General features: G+C 62.1%; 14 protein-coding genes. 8 read left to right on the forward strand and 6 right to left on the reverse strand.

Annotation, left to right across the window (positions count from 1 at the left end):
- The first annotated feature begins 29 nt into the window (after positions 1 to 29).
- A complete protein-coding gene (locus AC0WR5_RS15920) occupies positions 30 to 929 on the forward strand; it encodes an oxidoreductase (RefSeq protein WP_475864580.1) in 900 nt (299 codons plus the stop codon).
- A gap of 244 nt (positions 930 to 1173) precedes the next feature.
- Here the strand turns inward: AC0WR5_RS15920 and AC0WR5_RS15925 are convergent, their stop codons facing one another.
- On the reverse strand, positions 1174 to 1758 hold the full coding sequence (locus tag AC0WR5_RS15925) for a DNA-3-methyladenine glycosylase I (RefSeq protein WP_475864582.1): 585 nt from the start codon (positions 1756 to 1758) through the stop codon (positions 1174 to 1176).
- A 175-nt stretch (positions 1759 to 1933) separates the two neighbouring features.
- Between AC0WR5_RS15925 and AC0WR5_RS15930 the strand changes: the two genes are divergently transcribed.
- From AC0WR5_RS15930 to yddG, 3 genes are all read left to right on the forward strand, one after another.
- Positions 1934 to 3109 carry an acetyl-CoA C-acetyltransferase gene (locus AC0WR5_RS15930; protein WP_475864583.1) on the forward strand — a complete coding sequence of 392 codons (1176 nt, stop codon included), beginning with the start codon at positions 1934 to 1936 and terminating at the stop codon, positions 3107 to 3109.
- 172 nt (positions 3110 to 3281) lie between these two features.
- The gene (gene phbB / locus AC0WR5_RS15935; protein WP_475864584.1) at positions 3282 to 4004 is read left to right on the forward strand and encodes an acetoacetyl-CoA reductase; all 723 of its coding nucleotides are present in this window, start codon (positions 3282 to 3284) and stop codon (positions 4002 to 4004) included.
- 90 nt (positions 4005 to 4094) lie between these two features.
- Positions 4095 to 4958: an aromatic amino acid exporter YddG gene (gene yddG / locus AC0WR5_RS15940; protein ID WP_475864585.1), complete on the forward strand. Its 864-nt coding sequence runs from the start codon at positions 4095 to 4097 to the stop codon at positions 4956 to 4958.
- 48 nt (positions 4959 to 5006) lie between these two features.
- Here yddG and AC0WR5_RS15945 read toward each other — a convergent pair whose 3' ends face one another.
- From AC0WR5_RS15945 to AC0WR5_RS15955, 3 genes are all read right to left on the reverse strand, one after another.
- Positions 5007 to 5177 carry a YdcH family protein gene (locus AC0WR5_RS15945; protein ID WP_475864587.1) on the reverse strand — a complete coding sequence of 57 codons (171 nt, stop codon included), beginning with the start codon at positions 5175 to 5177 and terminating at the stop codon, positions 5007 to 5009.
- 158 nt (positions 5178 to 5335) lie between these two features.
- The gene (locus AC0WR5_RS15950) at positions 5336 to 6118 is read right to left on the reverse strand and encodes a tRNA1(Val) (adenine(37)-N6)-methyltransferase (protein WP_475864589.1); all 783 of its coding nucleotides are present in this window, start codon (positions 6116 to 6118) and stop codon (positions 5336 to 5338) included.
- Positions 6096 to 6311 carry a putative signal transducing protein gene (locus AC0WR5_RS15955; protein ID WP_475864591.1) on the reverse strand — a complete coding sequence of 72 codons (216 nt, stop codon included), beginning with the start codon at positions 6309 to 6311 and terminating at the stop codon, positions 6096 to 6098. Before AC0WR5_RS15955 ends, AC0WR5_RS15950 begins: the two co-directional genes overlap by 23 nt.
- 116 nt (positions 6312 to 6427) lie before the next feature.
- On the opposite strand from AC0WR5_RS15955, the gene AC0WR5_RS15960 reads away from it, so the two are divergent.
- Positions 6428 to 7366: a polyprenyl synthetase family protein gene (locus AC0WR5_RS15960; RefSeq protein ID WP_475864592.1), complete on the forward strand. Its 939-nt coding sequence runs from the start codon at positions 6428 to 6430 to the stop codon at positions 7364 to 7366.
- Between the two features lie 79 nt (positions 7367 to 7445).
- On the opposite strand, the gene AC0WR5_RS15965 is transcribed toward AC0WR5_RS15960, so the two are convergent.
- The gene (locus tag AC0WR5_RS15965) at positions 7446 to 8492 is read right to left on the reverse strand and encodes a hypothetical protein (RefSeq protein WP_475864595.1); all 1047 of its coding nucleotides are present in this window, start codon (positions 8490 to 8492) and stop codon (positions 7446 to 7448) included.
- Between the two features lie 34 nt (positions 8493 to 8526).
- Positions 8527 to 8997 carry a transcription elongation factor GreA gene (gene greA / locus AC0WR5_RS15970; protein ID WP_475864596.1) on the reverse strand — a complete coding sequence of 157 codons (471 nt, stop codon included), beginning with the start codon at positions 8995 to 8997 and terminating at the stop codon, positions 8527 to 8529.
- A gap of 489 nt (positions 8998 to 9486) precedes the next feature.
- Between greA and AC0WR5_RS15975 the strand changes: the two genes are divergently transcribed.
- The 3 genes from AC0WR5_RS15975 to AC0WR5_RS15985 all read left to right on the forward strand — a co-directional run bounded on the left by AC0WR5_RS15975 (position 9487) and on the right by AC0WR5_RS15985 (position 13816).
- Positions 9487 to 11133, forward strand: a complete 1647-nt coding sequence (locus tag AC0WR5_RS15975; RefSeq protein WP_475864597.1) for an electron transfer flavoprotein-ubiquinone oxidoreductase — start codon at positions 9487 to 9489, stop codon at positions 11131 to 11133.
- Between the two features lie 112 nt (positions 11134 to 11245).
- On the forward strand, positions 11246 to 12937 hold the full coding sequence (locus AC0WR5_RS15980; protein WP_475864599.1) for a tetratricopeptide repeat protein: 1692 nt from the start codon (positions 11246 to 11248) through the stop codon (positions 12935 to 12937).
- A gap of 21 nt (positions 12938 to 12958) precedes the next feature.
- Complete coding sequence (locus tag AC0WR5_RS15985) at positions 12959 to 13816, forward strand: 4-(cytidine 5'-diphospho)-2-C-methyl-D-erythritol kinase (protein WP_475864601.1); 858 nt, start codon at positions 12959 to 12961, stop codon at positions 13814 to 13816.
- Positions 13817 to 13870 lie beyond the last annotated feature (54 nt).

Here is a 13870-nt window from a genome sequence, read left to right on the forward strand (position 1 = left end):
TCCACTGGTCCCGATCAAAGGATATCGCCATGACAGCCCCCCTCTCCGCCACCCTCCCCGCCGCCGCCGCGGGCCGCTTCACCCTCCCCGGCACCGACATCACCGTGAACCGCATGGGCTTTGGTGCCATGCAGCTTGCCGGGCACCACGCCTTCGGGGTCCCCGACGACCCCGAGGAATGCCGCGCCGTGCTGCAGGAGGCGCTCGCCCTCGGCATCGACCATATCGACACCGCCGATTTCTACGGCCCCCATGTCACCAACGACCTGATCCGAGAGACCCTCGCCCCCTATCCCGACCGGCTGACACTGGTCACCAAGATCGGCGGCTATCGCAACGAGACAGGCGACTGGCTGCTCTCCCATACCCCCGACTTCCTGCGCCGTTCCGTCCTCGACAACCTCGAGCGCCTCGGCCTCGAACAGATGGACGTGGTCAACCTGCGCATGGGCGGTCTCGGCACCTTTTCCACCGATGCCGAGGTCCTCGCCGCGATGGAGGTCATGGCCGCGCTGCAGCAGGAGGGCCTTGTCGCCCACATCGGCCTCAGCACGGTAAGCGCGGAACAGGTGCGCCAGTGCCGCGCCATCGCACCGGTGGTCTGCGTGCAGAACATGTACAATATCGCCCTGCGCCAGGACGACGCCCTGATCGACGACCTCGCCGCCGCCGGCATCGCCTATGTGCCCTACTTCCCCCTGGGCGGGCTGACGCCCCTGCAATCCGAGGCGCTCTCGACGCTCGCGTCAGAGCTCGGTCATTCGGTCCAGCAGCTGGCGCTCGCCTGGCTGCTGCAGCGCAGTCCCAACATCCTGCTGATCCCCGGCACCTCGAAACGCGCCCACCTGCGCGCCAACGTGGCGGCCGCCGGCATTCCGCTGGATGATGCGGCCCTCGCCCGCCTCGATGCCATCGGCACAACGGGCTGACCCCTGGCCGGGGGCTCTGCCCCCGTCTCCTTCGGAGACTCCCCCGGGATATTTCTGGCCAGATGACAGGGCGCGACGGCTCTTTCATCTGGCCGGAAATATCCCCGCCGGAGGCTTCGGGCTCCGCTCGCGGAGGCCGAAATCGCACCGACGCAATACCGACGCGATACCGACGTAATACCGACGTTGGAATCCGGCCTTTTCAGGGACTTGAAAACATTCAATCTTAGGAATACCGACGAGGTTATTCCGCCTTCAGCGCCGCCACTTTCTCGTGGCAATGGCAGGTGGTCAGATGGTCGTTCACCAGCCCGCAGGCCTCCATGAAAGCGTAAACGATCGTGGGGCCGACAAAGCGGAACCCGGCCTTTTTCAGGTCCTTTGAAACCTGTTCCGACAGCGGCGTTGCGGGCGGCACATCGGCCTGCGTCGCATAGCGCGGCTGCAGGGCGACGCCATCGACATAGCGCCAGAGGAACTGGTCGAACCCGCCCTTTTCCTCGATCTCGCACCAGGCGCGCGCGTTGCCGATCGTCGCCTCGATCTTGCCCCTGTGGCGGATGATGCCGGGGTCCTGGAGCAGGCGCTGCACCTGCGTCTCGTCCCATTCCGCGATGGATCGCGGATCGAAACCTTCGAAGGCCGCGCGGAAATTATCCCGCTTCTTCAATATGGTGATCCAGCTCAGCCCGGCCTGGAACCCATCCAGCACCAGCTTTTCCCAGAGCGCGCGGCTGTCTCTTTCTGGCACGCCCCATTCGCGGTCGTGGTAATCCAAGTAGATCTGCTCGGGCCCGGCCCAGTCGCAGCGGATGATCTCTTGTGCCATTTCGCCTCCCGCGCAGTCTCCGCAGGAAACGCCATCTGCGCGGGCGCCGCAAGGGCAGCACCGCGACTTCCGGCGCGGCATCGCTTGACCCATGTCATCGAGACGTCGCACAGTCTCTTTTAAAGGTTAATGAATGGGCCCGCTTCCGCCGGGCCCGCACTGGTGGAGGAAACCAATGACCAATGTCGTTATCGCATCCGCGGCGCGCACGCCCGTCGGATCCTTTCTCGGATCTTTCGCGAACACGCCCGCCCATGATCTGGGCACCGCGGTCCTGAACGAAGTCGTCGCCCGCGCCGGCGTCGACAAGTCCGAAGTCTCGCAAACCATCCTCGGCCAGGTTCTCAGCGCCGGACAGGGCCAGAATCCCGCACGCCAAGCCCATGTAAACGCGGGCTTTCCCATCGAATCCGTTGCCTGGGGTATCAACCAGGTCTGCGGGTCGGGCCTGCGCGCTGTGGCGCTTGCCGCCCAGCACATCATGCTTGGTGACGCCTCGATCGTGGCCGCCGGCGGCCAGGAGAGCATGTCACTGTCGCCCCATGTGGCCAACCTACGTCAAGGCCAGAAGATGGGCGACATGAAATACATCGACTCGATGATCAAGGATGGCCTGTGGGACGCGTTCAACGGTTACCACATGGGCCAGACCGCAGAGAACGTGGCCGCCCAATGGCAGATCAGTCGCGAGATGCAGGACGAATTCGCGGTCGCCTCTCAGAACAAGGCTGAAGCCGCCCAGAAAGCCGGCAAGTTCAAGGATGAGATCGTTCCCTTCACGGTCAAGACCCGCAAGGGCGAGACGATTGTAGAGGACGATGAATACATCCGCCACGGGGCCACCATCGAGGCGATGCAGAAGCTGCGGCCTGCCTTCACCAAGGACGGGACCGTCACCGCCGCGAATGCTTCGGGCATCAACGACGGCGCGGCAGCTGCACTTCTCATGTCGGCCGACGAAGCCGAGAAACGTGGTATCGAACCGCTGGCGCGCATCGTCTCCTATGCCACGGTGGGCCTGGACCCGTCGATCATGGGCGTCGGTCCGATCTATGCTTCGCGCGCCGCGCTTGAAAAGGCCGGCTGGAAGGCCTCGGACCTGGAGCTGATTGAAGCCAATGAAGCCTTCGCCGCTCAGGCCTGCGCCGTGAACAAGGACATGGGCTGGGATCCGGAAATCGTCAACGTGAACGGTGGCTCCATCGCCATCGGCCACCCGATCGGCGCCTCCGGCTGCCGCATCCTGAACACGTTGCTGTTCGAAATGAAGCGTCGTGACGCCAAGAAGGGCCTCGCGACGCTCTGCATTGGCGGCGGCATGGGCGTGGCCATGTGCGTTGAACGCCCCTGACATGATGGGAAAGGCGCCAAAAGGCGCCTTTTTCTTTGATTATGGATACTTGCTCGCTCCCCACGCAGGTACTCTCGCGGCAAAGTAAGATTTCATTAAGAAATATTGTTGCCGAAAACACAACCCATGAGTAACAGTGTTACCGACGAGATTTAACTTTGGAGGAGTATACATGGCACGGACAGCTCTTGTGACCGGGGGATCCCGAGGTATAGGTGCGGCCATTTCCCAAGCCCTGCAAGACGCTGGCTGCACGGTGGCGGCCACTTACGCCGGCAACGATGACGCGGCGGCGAAATTCACCGAGGCCACCGGAATCCGGACCTACAAATGGAATGCGGCCGATTACGAGGCCTCAAAGGCCGGGATCGCCATGGTGGAGGATGAAATCGGCTCGATCGACATCGTCGTCGCAAATGCCGGCATCACCCGTGACGCGCCCTTTCACAAGATGACACCGGAGCAGTGGAAAGAGGTTGTGGACACCAACCTCACCGGCGTCTTCAACACGATTCACCCGGTCTGGCCGGGCATGCGTGAACGCAAGTTCGGCCGTGTCGTGGTGATCTCCTCGATCAACGGCCAGAAGGGCCAGTTCGGCCAGGTGAACTATGCAGCCACGAAGGCCGGCGACCTGGGTATCGTGAAGAGCCTCGCGCAGGAGGGCGCGCGGTTCAACATTACCGCCAACGCGATCTGTCCCGGCTATATCGCCACGGACATGGTCATGGCCGTGCCGGAAAAAGTGCGAGAGGCCATCATCGGGCAGATCCCCGTTGGCCGCCTTGGCGAACCCGAGGAGATTGCCCGTTGCGTGGCTTTCCTCGCCTCCGACGACGCCGGCTTCATCACCGGCTCGACGATCACGGCGAACGGTGGCCAATTCTTCGTCTGATTTCAGCGATCCGCCATTTCGAAGAGCCGAGCCGCCCAAGGTCGGCTCTTTTGCATTGACCTCCCGGGACGGGCGTCGCACCAGTGCCCAATGACCCGTTCCCGCGCCACCGCGATCGGCTTTACCGCCGTCCTGCTCTGGGCCCTGCTGGCTCTTTTCACCGTCGGCACCTCGCCGGTGCCGCCTCTGCAGCTGAACGCCATGTGCTTCGCGGTTGGTGGCACGATTGGTTTGGTCTGGACCGCTCGAACCGGGCAGTTCGCCTCCCTGAGACGCGTACCCATTCTAGCTTACGTGCTCGGGATCGGGGGGCTCTGCGGCTATCACGCACTCTATTTCGCGGCCCTCCGCAATGCGCCCGCCGCCGAGGCGGGGCTCATCGCCTATCTCTGGCCTCTTCTGATCGTTCTCTTCTCGGGATTGTTGCCCGGCGAGCGCCTCCGCGCAGCGCATCTGGGTGGCGCTGTCATGGGCTTTGCCGGCGCAGCCCTCATCATCATGGGCGGACGCTCCGGCTATGACCCCGCCTACCTCAAGGGCTATCTCCTGGCCCTCGCCTGTGCGCTGACATGGTCGGGTTATTCGGTGCTCTCACGCAGCTTTTCCGCGGTACCTACTGCCGCGGTCACCCTATTCTGCCTTGCCACCTCAGTGATCTCGCTCCTGCTACACCTCGCGCTGGAAGAGGCCGCTTGGCCACAAGGAACGATCGGCTGGATCTCAGTTCTAGCGCTGGGGCTGGGACCTGTCGGCCTGGCGTTTTACACGTGGGATGTCGGGGTAAAACGGGGCGACATACAGCTGCTTGGCGTAGCTTCCTACGCCGCCCCGCTCCTGTCGACACTGGCTTTGGTTCTGACGGGGATCGCGGATCCCACCTGGAAGATCGCCATTGCCGCTGTGCTGATCACCGGCGGCGCAGCAATCGCCGCGCGCGCCAGCCTGAAGACTTAGATTGAAGGACTTGTTGCTACCGTACCGGGGCAACCGCCCCGGAGCGGTTCAATGGGCGGGGGCCAGTCGACTGATCTGCTCTTTCAGGCGAAGTTTCTGTTTTTTCATTGCGGTAATCTCCAGGTCGGAGATACCGGGCGACCGCTGCGCTTCGGCAACAGCGGCCGAGAGGGATGCGTGTTTTCTCTTCAGTTCTTCGACATGGGAACTCAAGCTCATGGGTCGTCTCCTCTCTGTGTGTGCGGTGCCCTCAGTGCACCACATTTTTACATTTCTGTCACGCGTGGGAGTCAGCGTGCGGCCCAAGTGTTAACGAATTGTAAAAAATCTTCTTGCCTCAATGCCCTATGGTAAAGGACTCGCAACAAGCCGCCGGCTCAGGGCGCAAAGGTAAGCGGAAATCCCTCACGAAGGATGCGACTCACCTCAGGCGTGTAGTCATCGCGATCGCCGCTATGTCGGTCGGATGCATGCAGCTGCAGGCCAGCGTGGAGCCTGAAGGCGGCCCTGCCCTCCTTGCGCCCCCGCAGCAGGCACAGCTGTGATTCCCGCCCGCGCCGCGGGGTCAGCGGCTTCAGCTCCAGCGACCCGAGCGACGCCGCAAACGCGGCCATCAGTTCCGGCAGGCGCTCCACGCGGTGAATGAAGGTGACATAGCCCCCGGATCTGCATCTGCGGGCCGCCACCTGCACCCAGAGAGCAAGGGGCGTTTCTTCTCCCATGGCGTGTTCGCGATCTTCGGCATGTGCCCTGACAGAGGCATCCCGACGGAAATAGGGCGGGTTCGCGACAACGTGATCGAACTGCTGCTGCCGCAGCGCAGCGGGCAGATAGGCGAGGTCTCCTTCGAAGACCTCCATTTCGAGTCCGTTCTCTGAGGCATTGCGGCGTGCCAGCGCGGCGTAAGGTGCCTGACGTTCCAGCCCGACCAAGCGCAGGTCAGGTACTCGCGCGCCCGCGCAGAGCGCCGCTGTTCCGATGCCACAGCCAATATCAAGTAGGCTTTCGCCGGCCCTTGCCGGAATGGAGGCGGCCAGCAAAACCGGGTCTATGCCTGCCCGGTACCCGTGACGCGGCTGATGCAGCACCAGCTTGCCGCCAAGAAACTTGTCGCTACTGAGCTCTTCCTCGGGCCAGTCAACCGTTGGTCTCGATCCCATTGTCCTCAAGCACCCCGGTCGCGCGTTCGAAATCCTCGTCCCGCACCAGGAGGCGCCGCGGCAGTATGCCCAAGGACCCTTCTAGCACGCTCATATTTACGTCCATTTCAAAGCAGTCTATATCCTCGCCCTGAAGTAAAGCCTGGGCAAAGGCAAGACGGGTTAGATCGTTGGTGCGTAACAACTGTCTCATCGCTCTGCAGATAAAGACAGCTTGCCCGGTTTGTCGAGACCATTGACGGGAGAGACGGTTTGGATCAATTGGCAACCAGACCCCATGATGCACTGGCGGCTGCCCTGCAGTCCGAAATGGACGCAGTGAATGTGCTGATCCGGGAACGGATGGCCTCGCGCCATGCACCACGAATTCCCGAAGTGACGGCCCACCTGGTCGAGGCCGGGGGCAAGCGCCTTCGGCCCATGCTGACCATAGCGGCCGCCAAGCTCTGCGGCTACGAGGGCGAGCACCACCTGTCACTTGCGGCAACGGTCGAATTCATTCACACCGCCACGCTGCTGCATGACGACGTGGTAGACGAGAGCCAGCAGCGCCGGGGCCGGCCCACCGCGAACCTCCTCTGGGACAACCAGTCATCGGTCCTGGTGGGCGACTACCTTTTTGCGCGCGCGTTCCAGTTGATGATCGAACCCGGCAGCCTGCGTGTGCTGGAGATTCTGTCCGGCGCCTCCGCAACGATCGCAGAGGGCGAGGTACTGCAGCTCACGGCCGCCCAGGACATCGCGACGACCGAAGACACCTATCTGCAGGTTATCCGCGGCAAGACCGCGGCGCTATTCTCGGCGGCAACCGAATCCGGCGCTGTTCTCGCTGGTGCCTCGCCAGAAGAGGTGCAGGCCCTGTTCACCTATGGCGATGCCCTAGGCATTGCCTTCCAGATGGCCGATGACCTGCTCGATTATCTCGGAGACAGTGGCAAGACCGGCAAGAACGTCGGAGATGACTTCCGCGAGCGCAAGCTGACCCTGCCCGTGATCCGCGCCATCGCCCAGGGCGACGCCGAAGAACGTGCCTTCTGGGAACGCACGATTGGCCGCGGCAAACAGCAAGACGGCGATCTGGAACACGCTCTGACACTGATGAAGAAATATGGTACGCTGGACAGCACCCGCGCGACGGCTCTCGAATGGTCCGCCCGCGCACAGGATGCGCTGAAGATCATGCCCGTATCCGAGTTGCGCGAGATCATGACCGATCTGGCCGCCTACGTTGTTGCCCGGATCAATTGAACCGGGACAGCGAAACGGAAAAAGGCGCGGCAGTCCGGAACTGCCGCGCCTTTTCTTTTGCACCGCCCTCAGAAACGGATCAGTCGAAGGTTCCGGCTACCCGCCCGAGCAGCATGAAGGCCCTTGCCGTGCGCGTGTCACCGAGCGCCTGGATCTCCTGGTCGGAAGCGCTCTCCTCGAATTCCACGAACATCTTGTCGAACCGACGCAGGAAATGGTGTGCGACATCGCGAAAGATCGGATCTTGCCGCATGCGGCCGGCGGCCAGCGCAAGAGAGGACCTGTCGCGAATACCACCGAGTGCGGCAACCTGACGGCCACGCTCTCCCTTGGCAAACATGCGCCAGATTTCAGGCCGTGCCATGTCGGGCCGCAAGTCATCCATGTAGATGCCGTCCTGGCTCAACAGAGTCAGGATGTCCTGCGACGCCTGTATCAGCAGTGCCGATTGGCGCTCTTTCAGGGCTTTCCGCAAGGCCGCGAATCCGGCTTCATCCTCGGCTGTCTCGGGGAAGTTCAGCGCCCGAATGAAATCCTCTCGGGAAAGCGGCGGCTGGGTGCTCACCTCGGGACCATCCAGCGGCAGAGGCGCCTGGTCCCCGTCATCCGGATGGACATGATGCGGAAGGGTGGTCTCTCCGCGCTCGACGCTGGCGTCGCGGATCGAACTGAAGGTCAGCAAGGCCGTCTCGGTCTTGCGCTGAGCCCCGAGAATCTCGTCAAGTTTGCGCGTAACGACGGAATCGCTGCCACTGCCGCGCTGGCTCTGGGTGACATAGGCATGCCGCATTGCATCGATAGCCGCGCGCAGGCGCTGGCTTTCCTCACGCATCACCCGTGCAGATCGCGCCGCGATCGCTGCCACCCAGATCAGGGCAACCGGGACCGCCACCGCGAGCACCATCATCGTGATCTCGAGCACGGCAGCACGTTGATCACCATCTGCCATCGGTCGATAGAGCATGACCATTCCGATGCCCGCCCCCACGATCCAGAGCAGGCTTGCGACAAGTGCCGCAGTTTCTAGCCCGGTAAATCCGCGAGGCGCGGGGCCCTGCTGTGCGCTGCTGACCTGTCCGGCCCCGGCCACACCCTGAAAGTCATCCTGTTCCTGGCCGCCACTCATAACGGTACTCCTGGCAAAAGACGCCAAGGATCGCCTATTCGTAGACGATCGTCAGCACCTCGTAAGAACGTTCGCCACCCGGGGTCCGCACCTCGACCGAGTCACCCTCTTCCTTGCCGATCAGGGCCCGGGCAATGGGGGACTTGATGTTCAGCAGACCTTTTTCAATGTTGGCTTCGTACTCGCCAACGATCTGCCAGGTCTTTTCCTCGTCCGTGTCCTCGTCAACGAGCGTCACCTTGGCACCAAACTTGATCGACCCGGAAAGGGTCTTGGGGTCGATGACATCAGCCAGAGACAGGACACCTTCCAGTTCCTTGATGCGGCCCTCGACAAAGCTCTGCTTTTCGCGGGCCGAATGGTATTCGGCGTTCTCCGACAGGTCGCCATGTTCACGCGCCTCGGCAATCGCCTTGATGATCTCGGGGCGGTCAACGGACTTCAGCTGCTTCAACTCGGCTTCGAGTTTCAGAAAGCCCGCTTTGGTCATCGGTATCTTTTCCATCGCTGCCCTCCCTGGCAAGCAGAAAGGGGCCAGTGCAGGCCCCTCTCGATCCTTCGTAGGTTCAGCTACCTGACCCAAACCGCGGGCCGAATGCAAGCAGTTTGCGGCAGTTAGCGGGGGCCGCACTACAGCGGTCTTTCCTCTGAGGGAACCACTTTGTTTGCTTGCTCTGCATCACGCCCCCCCTCTGTGCACCGGCCGTTTCACTTCCGTGCACGGGCGGATCCTTGCCACAAAACGGCGAAGTCGGAATAGCCATCCGCAGGTCCGGAAGCGAACCCACTGGGCGAGAAACACGCCACGAGGGCAATTGACCACCAAAGACGAGACAGAGCCGCCCTGCCCTTCAGCGACTTTCGGTTCGAATGCCGTTTCCGTTGAATAACCGTCGCAATTACGGTCTGACGCATCGTAGCAATTGACGCTACAAGGATATTAACGCTAGTCAAACGCAACAATATTACCGAGCCAGTCCACCGGGGAGCCAACATGTCCGAGACGCAACGCGAAACCATGGAATACGATGTGGTCATCGTGGGAGCGGGTCCCGCTGGCCTGTCCGCGGCGATCCGCCTCAAGCAGCTTGACGCAGACCTGGAAGTGGTCGTCCTGGAAAAAGGCTCCGAAGTCGGCGCGCATATCCTGTCCGGTGCAGTTCTCGACCCCAGCGGCCTGAATGCCCTCATTCCAGACTGGAAGGAGAAAGGTGCGCCGCTCAATACGCCCGTGACACAAGACAACTTTTACCTGCTCGGTGAAGCAGGAGAGGTCCGCATCCCGAACTGGCCGATGCCGCCGCTGATGAACAACCACGGCAACTACATCGTCTCGATGGGCAATGTCTGCCGCTGGATGGCCGAACAGGCCGAGGAAATGGGCGTAGAGATTTTCCCCGGCATGTCCTGTTCCGAGCTGGTCTATGGCGAGAACGGCGAAGTGAAGGGCGTGGTGGCAGGCGAGTTCGGCAAGAACAGCGACGGCACAGAAGGCCCAGGGTACGAACCCGGCATGGAGTTGCATGGCAAATATGTCCTGATCGCGGAAGGCGTCCGGGGTTCCCTAGCCAAGGAACTGATCGCGAAGTACGACCTTTCTGCCGGGAAAGAGCCGCAGAAATTCGGCCTGGGCATGAAGGAGATCTGGGAGATCGACCCGGCCAAGCACAAGGAAGGCACCGTCACTCACACCATGGGCTGGCCCCTTGGCAAGAATGCCGGCGGCGGCAGCTTCATCTATCACGCCGAGAACAACCAGGTGTTCATCGGGTTCGTGGTGCACCTGAACTACAAGAACCCCTATCTGTTCCCCTACATGGAGTTCCAGCGGGCCAAGCAGCACCCGATGATCAAGGAACTTCTGGAAGGCGGCAAGCGCGTGGCCTATGGCGCCCGCGCGATTTCCGAAGGCGGCTATCAGTCAATGCCCAAGATGGTCGTGCCGGGTGCGGCACTGCTCGGCTGCTCGGTGGGCATGGTCAACGTGCCCCGTATCAAGGGCAACCACAACGCCATGTTCTCTGGCAAGGCGGCCGCTGAAGCCGCCTACGAGGCCCTCAAGGCCGGGCGGGCCAGTGACGAACTGACCGCTTACGAAGAAACCGTGCGCACAGGAGAGATCGGCAAGGATCTCAAGAAGGTTCGCAACGTCAAACCGTTCTGGTCGAAGTACGGGCTGACGGCTTCTCTCGCCCTTGGCGGGCTGGACATGTGGACCAACACACTCGGCTTTTCGATCTTTGGCACCCAGAAGCACGGCAAGACCGATGCGGCCGCGCTGGAACCGGCCGAAAAGCACAAACCGATCGACTATCCCAAACCCGACGGCAAGATCAGTTTCGACAGGCTGACGAACGTCTCCTTCGCGATGACCAACCACGAAGAAAGCCAGCCCTGCCATCTGAAACTGAAGGACGATACGGTGCCGCTCTCGGTCAACCTGCCGAAATTTGCCGGCCCCTCGGCGCGGTACTGCCCGGCCGGCGTCTATGAGTTCGTGGGCGCAGGGGCAGACGCGAAGTTTCAGATCAACTTCCAGAACTGCGTGCACTGCAAAACCTGCGACATCAAGGACCCTACGCAGAACATCAACTGGACCACACCTCAAGGTGGTGACGGCCCAAACTATCCCAATATGTAAACTGATCCTTCACATTTTACGTGACCGGGGCTTCGGAAACGAAGCCCCGCGTTGCTTTAACGACGGAACATGCCTTACGCTTCCTTGAGAACACAGGCACTGAGGTTCCAACATGAAGTTTTTACAAGTCTCCGTCTTGGCAATCACCAGCGTCATGCCGATGACAGCCAGCGCCGGGGATCTTGCCGGCAACTATCTCGCCGCGCGCCAGGCTCTCATGACAGACGACTACGATGCCGCGGCGCAGTTCTACCTTCGTGCCTCGGGCGATGCGCCGAACGATCCGATGGTCCTGCAGGGCCTGATCCAGTCCGAGGTGGCTTCCGGCGCCTCGACTGCCGCGATCCAACCCTCTGTCCATCTCGAAAACCTGGGCGCCCCGACACAGCTGTCGAACATGGTTCTGCTCGTCGATGACCTGGGCCGCGGCAACTTTGACGCCGTGATCGATCGGGTACAAGCCGGCAAGGGCGCGGGTGCACTGATCGACGGGATGATGGTGGCCTGGGCTGAGATCGGCAAGGGCGACACCGCGAAGGCGATGGCAGAGTTCGACCGCATAGGTAGCCAGCCCGGGCTTGAACGCTTTGCACGTTATCAAAAGGCCCTCGCCCTCGCCTACCAGGGCGACTACGCCGGCGCCGAAGCCGTTTATGAAGTCAGCAACGGAGAGCCGGTCCAGATGACCCGCCGCGGCGCCCTTGCAAGGGTCGAGGTGCTCTCCCAGCTCGACCGGAATGCAGATGCCGTTACCCTTATCGATTCGCTCTTCGGCCTTGACCTGCCGCCGGAGATCGCCAAGGTTCGTGCTGCTCTGGCGGATGGCGAAACCTTGCCTTTCACTTATGTCTCGACGGTTCAGGATGGCGGAGCCGAGATCTTCTACTCCGTGGCATCTGCCCTTCAGAGCGAGGCAAGCTACGAGTACACCTTGCTCTATGCACGCCTCGCCAATGCGTTGAACCCAAACCACATCGATTCCATTCTCCTTACCGGAGACCTCCTGGAACAACTCGGACGGCCTGGCCTTGCAACGCGTGCCTATCGTGCCGTACCCAACAGCAGCCCCCTTTTCTACCAGGCAGAGCTGGGCCGCGCAGAGGCCCTGCTAGCCTCCGGAGAGCCGGGCACTGCTCTTCAGGTTCTCGACCAGCTGGCAACCTCTTATCCCGATCTGCCTCGCATCCAGACGGCGCGTGGCGACCTGCAGCGTCAGCTCGGCAACCATCTCGAAGCAGTCGATGCCTACACCAAGGCCCTCGGCGAATACTCCGACGAAGACCCGTCCCAGTGGTTCATCTACTACGCTCGCGGCATGAGCCAGGAGCGCCTCGGCAACTGGCGCCTCGCAGAGCTCGACTTCCGCAACGCGCTGCGACTCAGCCCCGATCAGCCGCGCGTTCTGAACTACTTCGGCTATTCCCTCGTGGAGAAAAGCGAGAAGCTCGATGAAGCCCTGCAGATGATCGAGAAGGCAGCTCAGCTCAGCCCCGACTCGGGCTATATCGCGGATAGTCTCGGCTGGGCTCTCTACCGCCTGGACCGCCCGGCCGATGCCGTGGACCACCTGGAGCGGGCAGCCGAATTGATGCCGGTCGACGCCACGGTGAACGACCATCTCGGCGATGTGTACTGGCGCGTCGGACGTCAACTCGAGGCCCGTTTCCAATGGCAGCGCGCGCTCTCCTGTGCGCCCGACGAAGCTCAGGCGACCCGTATCCGGCAAAAGCTGAAGGTAGGCCTCGACCAAGTGGTCGCCGATGAGACTCGTCAATTCGAACAACTTGCGCGTGACGGCGGCTGACAGGATATCCGCGGGAATACCATGAATACCAATACACAAGGTACAATTGCCGGAGCGAGCGTCAGAGTGCTCGCTCCGGCGAAGGTCAACCTTACCCTGCATGTCACGGGACAGCGCGAGGATGGATACCACACGCTCGACTCGCTGGTGGTCTTCGCCGACCACGGCGACATCGTCACCCTGACCCGCGCAGAGGATTATGCCTTGACCGTGCATGGCCCCCGCGCAGCCGGCATCCCCAGCGACGACAGCAACCTCTGCCTGCGTGCCGCACGTCTTGCCGGAGTCCCCGTCACCATTTCGCTGGAGAAAACCCTGCCCGCAGAAGCAGGCATCGGCGGTGGTTCCGCAGACGCCGCGGCGGTCCTGCGCGGCATCAGCACGCTGACCGGTGTGAAAACTGCCGCGGACCCTGGCCACCTTGGCGCCGACGTACCGGTTTGCATGGCTTCGCGCGCCGCCCGCATGCAGGGGATCGGCGATCGTCTGTCGCCGATCTCAGGCCTGCCGCCACTGCCGGCCATCCTCGTGAACCCCGGCATGGCGATGGCCACACCTCCAGTGTTCCGCGCCCTCAGGAGCCGGGCAAACCCGCCGATGCTGGCCGAGATCCCCTCTGCGGCAACGATCCAGGATATCGCTACCTGGCTGCTGGACACGAGGAACGACCTCGAGGCACCGGCGCTGGAGATCGCGCCCGGCATCGGAGCAGCGCTTGCCGATATCGGCAGTACGCCGGGGTGTCTTCTCTCTCGTATGTCCGGATCGGGGGCCACCTGCTTTGGTCTCTTTCCCGATGCAACCCTGGCGACAAATGCCGCACAAATCATCGCCGGGGCCCGACCCGACTGGTGGGTGCAAGCCGTAACCCTTTCCTGACAGGCTCAGGGCGGCATGGACCCGCCTATGAGGAAAGGTTTTACTTTCCCGATT

It is taken from the genome of Pseudooceanicola sp. DL12 (genome assembly GCF_056270665.1).